Annotated in this window: 15 protein-coding genes; 7 read left to right on the plus strand and 8 right to left on the minus strand. The window is 71.5% G+C overall.

All coding sequences use genetic code 11. The features are described 5' to 3' along the window. Positions 1-20: 20 nt before the first annotated feature. From ACK4UM_RS05840 to rimO, 3 genes are all read right to left on the minus strand, one after another. Positions 21-1004 carry a BMP family protein gene (locus ACK4UM_RS05840; protein WP_409796779.1) on the minus strand — a complete coding sequence of 328 codons (984 nt, stop codon included), beginning with the start codon at positions 1002-1004 and terminating at the stop codon, positions 21-23. A 100-nt stretch (positions 1005-1104) separates the two neighbouring features. Then, the gene (locus ACK4UM_RS05845; protein ID WP_409796781.1) at positions 1105-2424 is read right to left on the minus strand and encodes an amidohydrolase family protein; all 1320 of its coding nucleotides are present in this window, start codon (positions 2422-2424) and stop codon (positions 1105-1107) included. A 119-nt stretch (positions 2425-2543) separates the two neighbouring features. Further along, positions 2544-3887, minus strand: coding sequence for a 30S ribosomal protein S12 methylthiotransferase RimO (gene rimO, locus ACK4UM_RS05850; RefSeq protein WP_409796783.1), 1344 nt, complete (start codon positions 3885-3887; stop codon positions 2544-2546). A gap of 182 nt (positions 3888-4069) precedes the next feature. On the opposite strand from rimO, the gene ACK4UM_RS05855 reads away from it, so the two are divergent. Continuing rightward, positions 4070-4882 carry a DUF2243 domain-containing protein gene (locus tag ACK4UM_RS05855; RefSeq protein WP_409796785.1) on the plus strand — a complete coding sequence of 271 codons (813 nt, stop codon included), beginning with the start codon at positions 4070-4072 and terminating at the stop codon, positions 4880-4882. Between the two features lie 351 nt (positions 4883-5233). On the opposite strand, the gene ACK4UM_RS05860 is transcribed toward ACK4UM_RS05855, so the two are convergent. The 4 genes from ACK4UM_RS05860 to ACK4UM_RS05875 all read right to left on the minus strand — a co-directional run bounded on the left by ACK4UM_RS05860 (position 5234) and on the right by ACK4UM_RS05875 (position 8017). Beyond that, positions 5234-5497 (minus strand): accessory factor UbiK family protein, encoded by a 264-nt coding sequence (locus ACK4UM_RS05860; RefSeq protein ID WP_409796787.1) that lies wholly within the window; start codon positions 5495-5497, stop codon positions 5234-5236. A gap of 114 nt (positions 5498-5611) precedes the next feature. Then, on the minus strand, positions 5612-6367 hold the full coding sequence (locus tag ACK4UM_RS05865) for an SDR family oxidoreductase (protein WP_409796788.1): 756 nt from the start codon (positions 6365-6367) through the stop codon (positions 5612-5614). Positions 6368-6439: 72 nt separating this feature from the next. Then, positions 6440-6733, minus strand: a complete 294-nt coding sequence (locus ACK4UM_RS05870; RefSeq protein WP_409796790.1) for a hypothetical protein — start codon at positions 6731-6733, stop codon at positions 6440-6442. 48 nt (positions 6734-6781) lie between these two features. After that, a complete protein-coding gene (locus ACK4UM_RS05875; RefSeq protein ID WP_409796792.1) occupies positions 6782-8017 on the minus strand; it encodes an RluA family pseudouridine synthase in 1236 nt (411 codons plus the stop codon). Between the two features lie 120 nt (positions 8018-8137). Here ACK4UM_RS05875 and hspQ point away from each other — a divergent pair, with 120 nt between their 5' ends. Further along, positions 8138-8467: a heat shock protein HspQ gene (hspQ, locus tag ACK4UM_RS05880; RefSeq protein ID WP_409796794.1), complete on the plus strand. Its 330-nt coding sequence runs from the start codon at positions 8138-8140 to the stop codon at positions 8465-8467. A gap of 284 nt (positions 8468-8751) precedes the next feature. Here hspQ and ACK4UM_RS05885 read toward each other — a convergent pair whose 3' ends face one another. Next, complete coding sequence (locus ACK4UM_RS05885; RefSeq protein ID WP_409796796.1) at positions 8752-9447, minus strand: invasion associated locus B family protein; 696 nt, start codon at positions 9445-9447, stop codon at positions 8752-8754. A gap of 240 nt (positions 9448-9687) precedes the next feature. Between ACK4UM_RS05885 and ACK4UM_RS05890 the strand changes: the two genes are divergently transcribed. From ACK4UM_RS05890 to nagA, 5 genes are all read left to right on the plus strand, one after another. Then, the gene (locus ACK4UM_RS05890; protein ID WP_409796797.1) at positions 9688-11541 is read left to right on the plus strand and encodes an extracellular solute-binding protein; all 1854 of its coding nucleotides are present in this window, start codon (positions 9688-9690) and stop codon (positions 11539-11541) included. Between the two features lie 50 nt (positions 11542-11591). After that, positions 11592-12887 (plus strand): AMP-binding protein, encoded by a 1296-nt coding sequence (locus ACK4UM_RS05895; protein WP_409796799.1) that lies wholly within the window; start codon positions 11592-11594, stop codon positions 12885-12887. Positions 12888-13046: 159 nt separating this feature from the next. Then, complete coding sequence (locus tag ACK4UM_RS05900; RefSeq protein ID WP_409796801.1) at positions 13047-13415, plus strand: hypothetical protein; 369 nt, start codon at positions 13047-13049, stop codon at positions 13413-13415. Positions 13416-13522: 107 nt separating this feature from the next. Further along, positions 13523-13753, plus strand: a complete 231-nt coding sequence (locus ACK4UM_RS05905; RefSeq protein WP_409796803.1) for a hypothetical protein — start codon at positions 13523-13525, stop codon at positions 13751-13753. A 99-nt stretch (positions 13754-13852) separates the two neighbouring features. Further along, entirely contained in the window at positions 13853-15001 is a 1149-nt protein-coding gene (gene nagA / locus ACK4UM_RS05910; protein WP_409796805.1) for an N-acetylglucosamine-6-phosphate deacetylase, read from the plus strand. Positions 15002-15017: the final 16 nt, after the last annotated feature.

The raw sequence follows: 15017 nt of genomic DNA on the forward strand, positions 1-15017 counted from the left end.
CCCCGCCCGCGCGCCGCCGATCAGGCCGGCTCGGTCGTCACGATCGGCACCTCGAAGGTGCCCGCCATGATCTCGGCGCGGCGCGCCTCCATCGCCGGCAGCGCGTCCTCCGGCACCTGGCCGGCATCGAAGACGAGCTCGTTGCCGCCGTGCCGCATCAGGGAGAACTCGCTGTAATCTCGCCCGACCGGGTTGCCGGCACGGATGTCGGCGACGATCGCGTCGATCGTCGGGCGGTAGTTCCACACCGCGTTGGCGAAGACCGTTTCCGGATAGCGCGGGGTGTAGTCGAGGAGCGAGCCGATCGCCTTGACGCCGCGCTCCTGCGCCGCATCCGCCGTGCCGATGCGCTCGCCGAACAGGATGTCGGCGCCCGCGTCGATCTGCGCGATGCCGGCCTCCTTGGCGCGGGCCGGGTCGAACCAGGCGCCGATGAAGCCGTTCAGGAAGCGCGCGTCGGGCCGCACCTCGCGCACGCCGGCGCGATAGGCGTTGATGAGGAGGTTCACCTCCGGGATCGGGTAGCCGCCGACCGAGCCGAACACGCCCGTCTGCGACATCCGCCCGGCGAGCATGCCCGCGAGATAGGCGGATTCGTGGTTCTGCGTGCCGAACACGCCGAAATTCTCGCCTTCCGGCCCGCCGGAGGAGCCCATCAGGAAGGCGACGTCCGGATAATCGGCCGCGACGCGGCGCGCCTCGCGCTCCACCGCATAGCTCTCGCCCCAGACGAGGTCGACGCCCGATTCGGCGAATTCGCGCATCACGCGCGGGTAATCGGTCGCGGAGACGCCCTCGGAGAAGGTGTACTCGATCAGCCCGTCGGCAGCCGCCTGGCGCATCGCCTCGTGAATGCGCGAGTTCCAGGCGTTCTCGACGGGCGAGGCGTGGATGCCGGCGACCCGGACGGGCGTGTCGGCGCGCGCGGACCGGAACATCGCCGGCAGAACGAGGGTGGCGGCGGCGCCGACGAGGACGTGGCGGCGGGTCGGGCGGATGCTCATGACTGGGCGACCTCTTCGAAAGGCACGGTACGGAAGGCTGCCGCGCATGACGCAGCGGCAGACCCCGCCACGCAAGACGGAGGCCACCCGCGCGGCCGTGTCAAGCGAGAGCCGGGCCTTCTTGTGGACGATCCTCCGCCGCGGGCGCGTAATCCGACAGAACGATCGTCTGCGGGCGGCCGGGGAGGTCGAGCGCGATGGTGCGGGGCGCCTCCTGCGCGATCACCCGCCCGTCGTGCACCACCGCGAGGCGGTTCGCGCGCAGGCGGATCGCCTCGATCGGATCGCGCGCGTCGAGCACGACGAAGCGCGCCGGGCCCCCGACCCGCAGCGTCGGGTCCGGCAGGCCCATCGCGCGCGCGCCGTTCACGGTCACCGCGTCGAAGGCGAAGCGCATCGCCTCGCGCGAGGTCATCGGCACGGCGTGGATCGCCATGTGGGCGACGTCGAGCATGTCGGCGGAGCCGAGCGGGTACCAGGGGTCCATCGTGCAGTCCTGGCCGAGCGCGACGTTGATACCCGCCGCGCGCAGCTCGGGGATGCGGGTGAGCCCGCGCCGACGCGGATAGGTATCGGCGCGGCCCTGGAGCGTGATGTTGATGAGCGGATTGGGGATCGCGTGCAGCCGCGCCTCGGCGATCAGCGGGATCAGCTTCGAGACGTAGTAATTGTCCATCGAGTGCATCGAGGTCAGGTGCGAGCCGGCCACCCGCCCCTCGAGGCCGTGGCGGATCGTCTGCGCGGCAAGCGTCTCGATATGGCGCGAGAGCGGGTCGTCGGTCTCGTCGCAATGCACGTCGACCATCAGCCCGCGCTCGGCGGCGATGGCGCAGATGCGGGCGAGGGATGCCGCGCCGTCCTCCATCGTGCGCTCGAAATGCGGGATCGCGCCGACGACGTCGACCCCGAGATCGAGCGCCTCGATCAGCCCCGCCTCGCCGCGCTTGTGCCGATAGAGGCCGTCCTGCGGGAAGGCGACGAGCTGGAGGTCGATATAGGGCGCGACGCGCTTCCTCACCTCGAGGAGCGCGCGCACGGCGACGAGGCGCTCGTCGCAGACGTCGACATGGGTGCGGATCGCGAGGAGCCCGCGCGCGACCGCCATGTCGCAATAACGCAGCGCCCGCTCCATCACCGCCTCCTCGGTGAGGTGCGGCTTCAGCTCGCCCCAGAGCGCGATCCCCTCGAGCAGCGTGCCCGAGCGGTTGAGGCGGGGCATGCCGAGCGAGAGCGTCGCGTCCATGTGGAAATGCGGATCGACGAAGGGCGGCGCCACGAGCCGGCCGCCCGCGTCGATCGTCCGCTCGGCCGCGCCCGCGATCTGCGGCGCGATCTCGACGATCCGCCCCTCGCGCACGGCGATCGAGACGGGGCCGGTGCCGTCCGGCAGGCGGGCATTCGTGACGAGGATCTGGTGCATGCGGGTCGGTCGCCTCGGTCTCGCCCGCTCGCCATTCGGGCGGGCGGCCGGAGATTAAGCGCGAAATCCCGCGCAGGTCGAGATGCACGCGCGAGACGCACGCGCGTGCCCCGCGCGGCTCACTCGGCGGCGACGCGCCGGCTCTTGGCGAGAACCCCGTGCAGGTCGTAGGCGTCGGCGCGCTCGATCGCGACCTCGACGACGTCGCCGGGCGCGATGCTCTTCGCGCGGGTGCGCACGAACACGTTCCCGTCGATCTCCGGCGCGTCCCATTGCGAGCGGCCGACCGAGACGGTGGGGCCGACCTCGTCGATCATCACCGGGATCGTGCGCCCGACGCGCCGCGCCATCACGCGCTCGGAGATCTCGGCTTGCTTGGCCATGAAGCGATGCCAGCGCTCCTCCTTGACCTCGTCCGGCACCGCGCCCTCGATCGCATTGGCGGGGGCGCCGGCGACGGGCTCGTAGCGGAAGCAGCCGACGCGGGTGAGCTCGGCCTCGTCGAGCCAATCGAGCAGGAGCTCGAAATCGGCCTCGGTCTCGCCGGGGAAGCCGACGATGAAGGTCGAGCGGATGCCGAGATCGGGGCAGACGCGCTTCCAATCCTTGATGCGATCGAGCGTCTTCTCGACGTTGCCGGGCCGGCGCATGGCGCGCAGGACCTTCGGCGAGGCGTGCTGGAATGGGATGTCGAGATAAGGCAGCACCACCCCTTCGCTCATCAGCGGGATGATCTCGTCGACATGCGGATAGGGATAGACGTAGTGCAGCCGCACCCAGACTCCGAGCGAGCCGAGCGCGCGGGACAGATCGAGGAAGCGCGTGCGCACCTCCTGGTCGCGCCATTGCGAGGGCGCGTATTTGACGTCGACGCCGTAGGCCGAGGTGTCCTGCGAGATCACGAGGAGCTCGCGCACGCCCGCCTTCACGAGCTTCTCCGCCTCGCGCAGGACCTCGCCCGCCGGCCGCGAGACGAGATCGCCGCGCAGCTTGGGGATGATGCAGAACGAGCAGCGATTGTTGCAGCCTTCCGAGATCTTCAGATAGGCATAGTGCCGCGGCGTGAGCTTGATGCCCTGCGGCGGCACGAGATCGACGAAGGGATCGTGCGCGGGCGGCGCCGCCTCGTTCACCGCGGAGACGACGCTCTCGTAGGCTTGCGGGCCGGTGATCGCGAGGACATTGGGGAACTTGTCCCGGATCTGCTCGGGCTCGGCGCCCATGCAGCCCGTGACGATGACGCGCCCGTTCTCCGCCATCGCCTCGCCGATCGCCTCGAGCGATTCCGCCTTGGCGCTGTCGAGGAAGCCGCAGGTATTGACGATGACGAGATCCGCGCCCTCGTGCTCGCGGGTGAGCGCATAGCCCTGCGCGCGCAATTGCGTGATGATCCGCTCCGAATCGACGAGCGCCTTCGGGCAGCCGAGCGAAACGAAGGAGATCTTCGGGGCGGAAGCATTCATGGAGCGGGGTCCCGGAAGCCGCATGCGGCGCGGCGAAGCACGAGCCGCCGCGCGCGCTCTCGAGAGCGCGCGACGGGCGCCGCTCACATAAGCGAGATCGCACCCTTTTGCCAGAGGCGCCCGCGTCGCGCGGGGGAACCTCGGCTCCGCCCCGCCGTTCGCCGGGCGCGGGAGGGCGATCGATGGCACAGGCACGGCAGACGGGGGATTCGCGCGCGGCCTGGTCGATCGGGACCGCCGGCGGGGTGATCGGCTTTGCGCTCGGCGGCTTCTTCGACGGGATCCTGCTCCACCAGATCCTGCAATGGCACCATCTCTTGAGCGCGCTCGAGGGCGCGACCTTCCGCGACATCCGCGTCCAGATCCTCGCCGACGGGCTCTTCCACGCCGGCATGTACGGCGTCGCGCTCGTCGGCCTCGCGATGCTGTGGCGCCGCCGTCGCGCGCTCGGCCTGCCCGGCTCCGGCCGCGGGCTCGCGATCGGGCTCCTCGCCGGCTTCGGCTTGTGGGACGTCGTCGACGCGGTCGTCTTCCATTGGACGCTGCAGATCCACCGCATCCGCATGGACGTGGAGAACCCGCTCGCGTGGGATCTCGGCTGGCTAGCGCTCTTCGGCCTCGTGCCGCTCGGCCTCGCCTTCCTCCTCGCGCGCCGCTCCGGCCCCTGGCGCGACGCGCGGGCGTCCGGCGGCGCCGCGCTCGTCCTCGCGCTCGGGGTCGGCATCTCGGGCGCGATCGCCGCGCTGCCCCCGCGCGACGCGGTCTCCGACGCGCGGATCGTGATATTCCGCGCCGGGCTCGACGATGCGGGCGTCCTCGCCGCGATCGCCGCCGCCGACGCCCACCTCCTCGACCGCCACCCGACCGGCGCCGTCTGGACGATCGCCACGAGCGAGACGACCCGCCTCGCCACCCTCTACCGCCACGGCGCGTTGCTCGTGACGGGAGGGCCGCTGCCGGCGGGGTGTTTGGATTGGGTGCGGGTGGGGGGGTGAGGGGAGCGCGTCGTCAAGTCAGACGCGCTTGCCGCGACGAGCCGCCTGGTCGGCGGCATCGGGAGCGTGCTCCGCACGCGTCTTCCTGTGCTGGGTCCCCTTCCCCTGCGCACGCTACGCGTGCTCCGGCTAGGTATGGCACGTAGAGGGCTTCAAGGGTGTCATCCCCGGCCGGAGCGCCGAAGGCGCGCAGGGGAAGGGGACCCAGCACGGGAAGACGCTTGCGTAGCAAGCTGTTGCGGCGGCGACTTGCCGCCTGGTCTCGGGCATCAGGCGCGCCTTAGGCGCTGAGCCGCAGACGCTGCCGTGCCCGACATCGACGCCCCGCTCGAGCGCCTCGGCGCGTGTGCCTCACCCCTTCTTCCCCTCCATCGCCGCCACCCGCTTCTCCAGCGCGTCCACGCGCGCGGCGAGCTTTTCGGCGTCGTCGCGGGCGGCGATGGCCATTTCGCGGACGGCTTCGTGCTCCTCGCGAGAGACGACGTCCATGTCCTTGATCAGGCGCTCGAATTGGGCGCGGACGATGGCTTCGACCTCGCGGCGCACGCCGCCTGCGGCCCCGGCGGCCTCGGAGAACAGGCGGGACATCTCGTCGAACAGGCGGTTCTCTCGCATACCTTCTTCCCTTCATCGAACGCCGACGCCCGCGCGGGCGTCCGCGGCGGAGAATGGGGATGCGGGCGCGCGAGCGCAACGGCTCTCTTCGCCGCTTGCCGCCTCGCCGCCGGCCTACTCTCCGCTCTGCGTGACGTCGGGGGTCTCCCAGGCGAGGTGCTGGCCGCCGTCGACCGCGATCATCTGGCCGGTGACGCTGCGCGCGCCGATCAGATAGAGGAGCGCGTCGGCGATCTCGTCGGGCGTTCCGCCGTGGCGCAGGGGCACGCTCGCGCTCTGGCGCGCGAAATCCTCGGGGTGCTGGCGGGGGCCCACCAAAGTCGGGCCGGGGCCGATGGCGCAGACGCGCACGCGCGGGGCGAGCGCCTGCGCCATGGTGCGCGTCGCCGTGAAGAGCGCGGATTTGGAGATCTGGTAGGAGAAGAACGCCGGCGTCTCCTTCCACACCCGCTGATCGAGGATGTTGACGACGAGGCCCTCGGCGTCTTCGGGCAGTCCGGCGGCGAGATCGCGCGCGAGCACGAGCGGCGCGGTGAGATTGATCGCGAGCGTGCGCTCGAAGGCGGTGCGGTCGAGATCGGCGATGCCGTCGGGCTCGAACACGCTCGCATTGTTGACGAGGAGATCGATCGGTTGGCCCAATCGCTCCGAGGCGGCACGGAGAAGGCCGCCGACCGCGCCCCCGTCGGCGAGATCGCCGACGACGACGCCAGCGCGCCCGCCCTCGCGCTCGATCGCGTCCGCGAGCCCCTCGGCGTCCGTGCGCGAGGCGTTGCAGTGGATCGCCACCGCGAACCCCTCGCGCGCGAGCCGCTCGACGAGCGCCCGCCCGATCCGCTTCGCCCCCCCGGTCACCAGTGCCGCGCGCATAAAATTCCCTTCCGACATGGCGGAGGGCTTACGCGCGGCGGGCCCGAGCGGATCGCGGGCGGATCGTGCGTGTCAGTCCTCGTCCTCGTCGTCCTCCTCGAGGCCGTCGATGTCGATCAGGAAGACGACGACCGGATCCTCGTCGTCCTCCTCGTCCTCCTCGTCCATCTCCGCCTCGTCGAAGGCGGCGACCTCCTCGTCGGTGGCGCGGCGGATGGTGAGGGGGCTCGTGCCGTCCCAGATCATCCCGCCCTCGCTCTCGAGGTCGATCAGCTCCTCGGCGATGCTCTCGAGCAGGTCCTTGGCGTCCTTCTCGGAGGCGTCCGTGACGGCGATGGCGCGGCCGTCGATCTCGAGCGTGAACATGTGTCTTCGTCCTCGTGTGGGCGCGTGGGCCCGGGTTGAACGCTCAACTCATTCCTCGGGTGCCTCGACGATCGGATCGTAGGCGTCCGTGTCGAGACCGAGGAGGTTGAAGGTCTGGCGCATGTGCGGCGGCAGGGGGGCGGTGACGTCGATCGGCTTGCCGGTGCGCGGATGCGGGACGACGATGCGCCGCGCGAGCAGGTGGAGCCGGTTCTGGATGCCGCCGGGCAGCTCCCAGTTCTCGACGTTGAAATATTTGGCGTCGCCGATGATCGGGTGGCCGATATGGGCGGTGTGGACGCGCAGCTGGTGCGTGCGCCCGGTCACCGGCTTGAGCGAGAGCCAGGCGAGCTTCTGGGCGGATTGCTCGACGACGGCGTAATAGGTGAGCGCGTGCTCGGCGCCCTCGTCGCCGTGCTTGGCGACGCGCATGCGGCTGTCGCCGTCGGGCAGCATCTCCTTGGCGATGTAGGACGACACGCGCCCCTGCCGGGTGCGCGGCACGCCCGCCACGATCGCCCAATACACCTTCCGCGTGGCGCGCGAGCGGAAGCTCTTCGAGAGCACGCTCGCGGCGAAGCGCGATTTCGCCACGACGAGGCAGCCAGCCGTCTCCTTGTCGAGCCGGTGGACGAGGCGGGGCTTCTCGCCCTTCTCGTCGCGCATCGCCTCGAGCAGGCCGTCGACATGGCGCGTCGTGCCCGATCCGCCTTGCGAGGCGAGGCCGGCGGGCTTGTCGAGCACGAGGACGTCCTTGTCCTCGTAGAGCGTGATCGACTTGAGGAATTCGAGATCGCCCTCGTTGCGCGCGCTCGAGCGCGGGCGCTCGACGTCGAGCTCGAGCGGCGGCACGCGCACGGAGGCGCCGACCGGCAGACGATCGTTCGGCTTCACGCGCTTGCCGTCGACGCGCAGCTGACCCGTGCGCACGATGCGCTGGACGTGGCTGAAGGCGAGGCGGGGGAAGCGGGCGGTCAGGAAGCGATCGACGCGCATGTCCGCCTCGTCCTGGGTGACGACGAGGGTCTGGATGCCGGTCGCGAGCGTCTGCGTGGTGGCGTCCTTCTGGACGCGCTTTTGGGAGGGGGGACGCGGGGGGCCTTTGGCCTGCCCTATGCCGGGGCCGGCGGAGGGCTTCGCGCGCGGGCGCCCCTCCCGCTTGCCGTCGGCGGCCTTGCCGTCCGAAAGCTTGGCTTCGGCGGCGGCCGAGCGAATCCTCTGGCGCGCGGTCTTGCGCGAGGAGGTGGGCCGGCCTGCGCCGCGGGGAGGTCGAGTTACGCTCATGGGGAGGCTCTAGCACCGGCCTCTCGCGCGCGCAAAAGCAATTCGCGTCCGAACGGGCGGCGGCCCGCGCGCACTTTGCAAGCCACGCTCGGCACCCTATCTCTCGGCTCGGAGGACGACATGGCGCTTCGCGAGGCGAAATTCGGTATCGGTCAGGTGGTGCGGCACCGCCTCTATCCGTTCCGCGGAATCATCTTCGACGTCGACCCGGTCTTCGCGAACACCGAGGAATGGTGGCTCGCGATCCCCGAGCACGCCCGCCCGCGCAAGGACCAGCCCTTCTACCACCTGCTCGCCGAGAACGCGGAGACGGAATACGTCGCCTACGTCTCCGAGCAGAACCTCGTGCCGGACACCTCCGACGCCCCCCTGCGCCACCCGATGGTGCCTACGCTCTTCGAGCGCGCCGAGGACGGCACCTACCGCGCGAAGACGGTCGCGGCGAATTGAGGGGGAGGGGGGAGGGGTGAGCGATCGGCTCGACGGTGTCATCCCGGGCCGCGAAGCGGACCCGGGACCCATATCCTCGACGATCGTCCGAGCGCGCATGCCGCGCTCGCGCTGCTGCCGAACCGCACATTCGTCGGAGAAACGCAGCCTATAGGCTGCGACCGACATGTCGTGGCTATGGGTCCCGGATCGCCTTCGGCGTCCGGGATGACAGCCCTCGGGCATTTCGACGGATGCGCAGCGCGAGAGGGCGCTCGCGACCGAGCGCCCCCTCGTCGCCAGCCTTATTGCGGAGGCGCGTCGCCGGTCTGCTGCTCGAGGCGCTGGCGCAGTTCCTCGGAGCGGCGCTGGAGCTCTTCCTGCAGGCGGCGCTGCTGGGCTTCGAGCTCGGCCGGGTCGATCGGGTCGCCTTCCCAGCCGGCGGTGAAGCCTTCCAGCGGAACCGCGAAGGTCACGACCTGCGCCATCTGGTTCTGGACGCTGACGTTGAGCGTCGCGCCGGCCTTCATCTGGTTGACGACCTCGGTCGTGACCTGCGCCTCGGCGAAGCAGCCATTGGGGAAGCAGACCGCGAAGGCGCCGTTGGTCGGCCGGTTCTGGTCGGCGGCGAAACGGATGCCGGGCTGCAGCAGGAGGCCGAGCGGCATCAGGAAGCGCGCGACGATCTGGTCCTCCTGACCCTCGGGCGCGTCGATGTCGTAGATCGCGACCGCCAGCACCGGCTGGCCCTGCTCCGACACGAAATCGCGCGTCGTGTAGCAGATGCGCGCATTCGTCTCGGGATCGTCGCCGCACAGCTTGGTCCAGCCGGTCTGCGACGGCTCGGGGACGACGGGGATCACGGCCGGGCCGGCTCCCTCGGGTACGGGCGCCGTCTGCGCGAGCGCCGCGAGCGGCCCGAGCGCGACGGCGGCCAAAGCGAGAGCGGTGGAGCGCCCGATCGACGTCCGCTTACGCGCGATTCGTGCCGAAAACGACATCCTTGAGGTCCTCTTGCAATCCGCTGGGGATTTCCTGGTCGACTTCGCGGGCGCGGCGGTTCCGCCCCCGGCCCGTGCATCCACGCCGATAACGGCGAAGGCATGGCACGCGCCGCGCTCTTGTAGCCGCTCGCGCGCGCGGTTTCCAGTCGCTATAAGAGCGATCGTCGAGAGGCCGCGCGACGCTCCGATTCGCGGAGGTCGCGGCCGACGCCACGAGAAGAACGAGGGACCCGAGCCGTGCCCCACTCTGCCGACCCCCGCGCCGGAACCCGTGCGCCGCACGCTCTCGCCGCGCTCGCCGCAGGCGCGGCCCTGCTCGCGTCCGCGTTCCTCGCCGCCCTCTCGCCGCTCGCCGCCGGCGAGATCGCGCCCGCCCACGGCATCGCCATGCACGGCGAGCCCGCTCTGCCCGCCGATTTCGAGCGATTCCCCTATGCCGATCCGAACGCGCGGCGCGGCGGGCGTAAGGTGCTCGCGCTGCAGGGCACCTACGACAGCCTCAATCCCTTCGTCGTGCTCGGCGTCGCGCCAGATCTCGCCCCCCGATTCGTGCTCGAGAGCCTGATGACGCGCTCGCTCGACGAGCCCTTCACCGTCTACGGCCTCGTCGCGCGCTCGGTCGAGATGCCCGAGGACCGCTCGCAGGCGACGTTCCGGCTCGACCCGCGCGCGCGCTTCTCGGACGGCGTGCCGCTCACCTCCGAGCACGTGCGCGCCTCCGTCGAGCTCCTGCGCCGGCACGGCAAGCCGTTCCACCGCACCAATTTCGCGCGCATCGTCGAGATCGAGACGCCCGACGACCACACGATCCGCTTCGTCTTCGACGACAGCGGCGATCGCGAATTGCCGCTCCTCGTCGCCACCGCCCCGATCTTCGCGACCCACACGATCGATCCCGAGACCTTCGACCGCACGACGCTGCGCCCGATGATCGGCTCGGGGCCCTACCGCTTCGGCACGATCGCGCCGGGCGAGCGCGTGAGCGTGGTGCGCAGGGACGATTATTGGGGCGAGGACCTGCCCGTGCGGCGCAACCTCTTCAATTTCGACGAGATCCGCTACGAGTTCTTCCGCGACGCCAACACGATGTTCGAAGCCTTCAAGACGGGCGTCTACGATTGGCGCGAGGAGGGCGACCCGACGCGCTGGGCGACGGGCTACGACTTCCCCGCCATCCAGGACGGACGAATCGTGCGCGAGGAGGTCGAGATCCGGCGCCCCAACGGGATGACGGGCTTCGTCTTCAACACGCGCCGGGAGATGTTCGCGGACGTGCGCGTGCGCGAGGCGCTCGGTCTCCTGTTCGACTTCGAATGGGTGAACGCCAACCTCCTGTTCGGGCTGTTCGCCCGTGCCGGCAGCTATTTCGACGGTGCCGACCTCTCCGCCCGCGGGGTGCCGGCCGACGAGGCCGAACGCGCGCTCCTCGCGCCCTTCGCGCAGGCGGTGCGTCCGGACATCCTCGAGGGCACCTGGCATCCGCCCGTGAGCGACGGCTCGGGCCGCGACCGGGTGCTGATCCGGCAGGCGGTCGAGCTCCTCGGCGAAGCGGGCTATCGGCTCGACGGCAACGTGATGCGCTCGGTCGCCACCGGCCAGCCGCTCGCCTTCGAGTTCCTCGCCGTCTCCCGCCAGCAGGAGCGGATCGCGCTCAATTACGCGCAGGCGCTGCAGCGCATCGGCATCCAGATGTCGATCCGCCTCGTCGACGACGCGCAATATTGGCGCCGGCTCGCCTCGTTCGATTTCGACATGATCCAGTGGTCCTGGCGGGTCTCGCCCTCGCCGGGCAACGAGCAGGTGAACCGCTGGTCGAGCGTCGCCGCCGAGCGCGAAGGCTCGCTGAATTATTCGGGCGCGCGCGAGCCCGCGATCGACGCGATGATCCAGACGATGCTCGCCGCGACGACCCGCGAGGATTTCGCCGCGGCGGTCCGCGCGCTCGACAGGCTCCTCCTGTCGGGCTTCTACGTCGTCCCGCTCTACGTGCAGCCGGCGATCTGGATCGCCTACGACGCGTCGCTGCGGCGTCCCGAGGCGGAGCCGTTGCTCGGCATTCCGACCGAGTTGTGGTGGCGCGAATCACGCTGAGGGCGCATGATCGGCGCGGGGAACGTCGCGATGGCGAGCGGGGAGGGGGCATGAGCGCTGTGGCGGCTCAGGAGGAGGCGCGCGGCGCCGCGGAGCGCGAGGGCGCGCGCGGCGGGCTCTCGCGCCTGTTCGAGGCGGCGCTCGCGCGTCAGCCGGGCGCGCTCGCGCTCCTCGACCAGGAGGGCCGCGAGGCCTGGAGCGGGCGCCCGCGCATCGCTTGGAGCCTGCGCGCCGCCGAGCCGATGGTGGCCCGGCTCGCCGCCTTCTTCGCCGGGCTCGACCTGCCGCGCGGCGCCTGCGTCGCGGTGATGCTGCCGGGCGGCGCCGAGATCTGCCTGACGATCCTCGCGCTCGAGCGGGCGGGCCTCGTCCCGGCGATGATCCCCGCCGCCACGGGGCCGGCCGAGACCGCGCGGGCGGTCGAGGCGACGCAGGCCGTCGCGATCGTCACCCAGGCCATGATCGGCGACCTGCGGCCCGCCGAGGCGGCCCGCGACATCGCCATGGCCTATTTCGGCCTGCGTTTCGTCCTCGCCTTCGGCCCCGGAATTCCGGACGGCGTGATCGAGCTCGACCGCGTGCTCGTCGCCGACGACCAGGCACGCCTGCGCGCCCGTGCCGAGGAGGGCGCGGAGGACGCGCCCGCCCTGCCCGAGAGCGGCGGCGGCGTGGAGATCGACTCCGGCATCGTCACGCTCGCGCGCGGCGAGGGGCCTCTGCGGGCCGTGTTCCGCCCCGGCGCCTCCTGGCTCGCGGCGACCGCCCATTTCCTCTCGGTCGCCCGGATCGCGCCCGACGAGCGCATCCTCAGCCTCGTCGCGCCCGACGATCTCGCCGGTCTCGTCACCGGCCCCTTCGCCGCGCTCGCCGCCAGCGTCGCCTACGAGGCGCACGGCCTGTTCGACGGCCCCGCGCTCGCGGCGAGCCTCGCGCGGGAGCGCCCGGTGCGGCTCGTCGCGCCGGCTTTCCTGGAGGAGCGGCTGGCGGCGGCGCGGCTGCCGTCCTGCGTGACCGGTATCGTCCTCGTCCATCAGGCGCCGACGCGGTTCAAGCGGCGGGTCGCGCTCGATCGGCCGGTGATCGACGTGCTCTCCCTCGGCGAATGGGCGCTGCTCGCGGCTTCGCGCATCGATCCGAGCCGCGTCAGCTTCCCGCTCGAGCCGGCGCCGACCGGAGCGGGTCTCCTCTCGCTGCGCTGCGACGAGGCCGGGCGGATCATGGTCGAGGGACCGGCGGCGCGCACGCGCCTCGTCGATCGCGCGGGAGGGGAGCCGAGATGCCCGCCCTCGCGCTCGACCGGTTACGTGGCCGAGCGTTTCGCCGGGCTCATGATCGCCGTGTCCTGAGATCGGAGGGCGGCGCGTCGACGATCGCGCAGCGACGGCCGAGCATTGTGCGCTGCGAAAAATCTCTGCACAAGTCGGTATTCTGCTGTGGAACAGGCGCCCGGAATGTGCGTTGATGAGACGGCTCGCCACCTTCGGAGCCGTGGGACAAAGAGAGCGATGACTTCCCTCAGACGCATCGTGATCGTGGACGACGGCGAGCGCGCGACCGATTCCGGCCTCTCCGTCGAACTCGCCGAGAATGGCTATGCGAGCGTCACCACGTCGCTCGAAGCGGCGGACGAGGTGCTCGCGCTCATTCCGACGCCGGCCGCCATCGTCCTGCAGATCCCCCGTTGCGCCTCGTCAGAGGACAGCGCGCGCTTCCAGGCGCTCGCCGATCGTCTGCGCGCGCGCCGCGGCACCTCCGGTCCGCCCGTCATCGTGCTCGATCCGCGCGAAAGCCTCGTCGACCGGCTCGCCGGCGGTTTCGCGTCGCTCCTCGAGGCCCGCGTCGGCGTGCCCGCGCTTGCGCGTCCCGACCGATAAGCCGCTGCGCCTCGGCGCAAATTCCTATCGTCGTCCGGTTCCGGCAACCCCCTCTTAACGCTGCGCGCCGAAAATGCGCGCAAACGAGACGGACGGGGGATTTCGGAATGATCGGATCGGGATCGGCGATCCTTTGGAGGACGCTCAAGATCGTCCTGGCGGTGGGCGTGATCAGCTATCTCGCCGCGGCCTCGCTCTCGCAGCATTTCGACCGGGACGCTCTCGCCCGCCTCGCGGGGCCGCAACAGGCGTCGCCGCTGATCACCGGCTCGATCCCGCCCGCGGTGCCGGGCCTCGCCGACGCGCGCCTCGACCCCTGCCTCATGCCCGAGCGCTGACGCCGCCCCGCGCTTGCCGCGCCGCGCGGTCTGGTCCTATGCTCGTCGCGTGAGTGGACGTCGCACCGCTCTCGGATCGTCGCAGGCCCGGAGCCGTCCATGCCCGCCTATGCCCTTGCGGCACCGCGCCTCTTCGACGGCGAGGCGCTGCGCACGAACGCGACCGTGCTCGTCGAGGGCGGGCGCATCGTCGCGATCGGGGAGGCCGGCATCGAAGGCCCGGCGCCCTGCACGCGCCTGCCCGAGGGGAGCGTGCTCGCGCCGGGCTTCGTCGATCTCCAGGTCAATGGCGGTGGCGGCGTCCTCCTCAACGACGCGCCGACGGCGCGCGGCGCGCAGGCCATCGCCGAAGCCCATCGCGGCCACGGCACGACCGCGCTCCTCGCGACCCTGATCAGCGACGAGGAGGCGGTGCTCGATCGCCTCGTCGACGCCGCACCGGAGATCGCCCGCGTGCCCGGCATCGCCGGCTTTCACGTCGAGGGTCCCTTCTTCGCGCCCGCCCGCCGCGGTATCCACCGCGCCGAGGTGCTGCGGCCGCCCGGAGAGGCGGATTTCGCGCGCCTCGCCCGCCTCGCCGCGATCGCGCCGACGATCCTCACCCTCGCGCCCGAGCGCGTCGCCCCCGGCACGATCGCGCGCTTCGCGAGAAGCGGCGTGCGCGTCTTCCTCGGCCACACCGAGGCGGATGCGGACTGCGTCGCGCGCGCGGTCGCGGAGGGGGCGGTCGGCGCGACCCACCTGTTCAACGCGATGTCTCAGATCGGCCCCCGCGAGCCCGGGCTGGTGGGCGCCGTCCTCGACGATCCGCGCCTGTCCGCCGGCATCATCTGCGACGGGCTGCACGTCCATCCGGCCAATCTGCGGCTCGCCTACCGCACTATGGGCGCAAGGCGCCTCGCGCTCGTCAGCGACGCCATGCCCTCGGTCGGCTCGGCTTCGGGCGGGTTCGTGCTCCAGGGGCGGCCGATCCGCCTCGAGGGCGGCCGGCTCACCGGGCCGGACGGGACGCTCGCGGGCGCGCATCTCGGCATGGACGAGGCCGTGCGCAACGCCGTCGCGATGATGGGCGCGAGCCTCGCCGACGCGCTCGCCATGGCGACCGCCACGCCCGCGCGCCTCGCCGGCCTGGGAGAGGGCCGCGGGCGGATCGTGGAGGGCGGCCGCGCCGATCTCGTCGTGCTCGGGCCGGACCTCGCGTTGCACGAAACGCGCATCGCCGAAGCGGATGGTCCCGCGAGCCCCTAGATCGCCGCCCGCGGGC

Source organism: Salinarimonas sp., from assembly GCF_046292825.1.
Taxonomy (GTDB): domain Bacteria; phylum Pseudomonadota; class Alphaproteobacteria; order Rhizobiales; family Beijerinckiaceae; genus Salinarimonas.

Bases quoted from the DNA above. Each gene is read 5' to 3' on its own strand.
- hspQ (WP_409796794.1), top strand. From the start codon at position 8,138: ATGGCGCTTCGCGAGGCGAAATTCGGTATCGGTCAGGTGGTGCGGCAC.
- ACK4UM_RS05845 (WP_409796781.1), bottom strand. From the start codon at position 2,424: ATGCACCAGATCCTCGTCACGAATGCCCGCCTGCCGGACGGCACCGGC.
- nagA (WP_409796805.1), top strand. From the start codon at position 13,853: ATGCCCGCCTATGCCCTTGCGGCACCGCGCCTCTTCGACGGCGAGGCG.
- ACK4UM_RS05870 (WP_409796790.1), bottom strand. From the start codon at position 6,733: ATGTTCACGCTCGAGATCGACGGCCGCGCCATCGCCGTCACGGACGCC.
- ACK4UM_RS05875 (WP_409796792.1), bottom strand. From the start codon at position 8,017: ATGAGCGTAACTCGACCTCCCCGCGGCGCAGGCCGGCCCACCTCCTCG.
- ACK4UM_RS05855 (WP_409796785.1), top strand. From the start codon at position 4,070: ATGGCACAGGCACGGCAGACGGGGGATTCGCGCGCGGCCTGGTCGATC.
- ACK4UM_RS05885 (WP_409796796.1), bottom strand. From the start codon at position 9,447: ATGTCGTTTTCGGCACGAATCGCGCGTAAGCGGACGTCGATCGGGCGC.
- ACK4UM_RS05840 (WP_409796779.1), bottom strand. From the start codon at position 1,004: ATGAGCATCCGCCCGACCCGCCGCCACGTCCTCGTCGGCGCCGCCGCC.
- ACK4UM_RS05905 (WP_409796803.1), top strand. From the start codon at position 13,523: ATGATCGGATCGGGATCGGCGATCCTTTGGAGGACGCTCAAGATCGTC.
- ACK4UM_RS05865 (WP_409796788.1), bottom strand. From the start codon at position 6,367: ATGCGCGCGGCACTGGTGACCGGGGGGGCGAAGCGGATCGGGCGGGCG.
- ACK4UM_RS05895 (WP_409796799.1), top strand. From the start codon at position 11,592: ATGAGCGCTGTGGCGGCTCAGGAGGAGGCGCGCGGCGCCGCGGAGCGC.
- ACK4UM_RS05860 (WP_409796787.1), bottom strand. From the start codon at position 5,497: ATGCGAGAGAACCGCCTGTTCGACGAGATGTCCCGCCTGTTCTCCGAG.
- rimO (WP_409796783.1), bottom strand. From the start codon at position 3,887: ATGAATGCTTCCGCCCCGAAGATCTCCTTCGTTTCGCTCGGCTGCCCG.
- ACK4UM_RS05900 (WP_409796801.1), top strand. From the start codon at position 13,047: ATGACTTCCCTCAGACGCATCGTGATCGTGGACGACGGCGAGCGCGCG.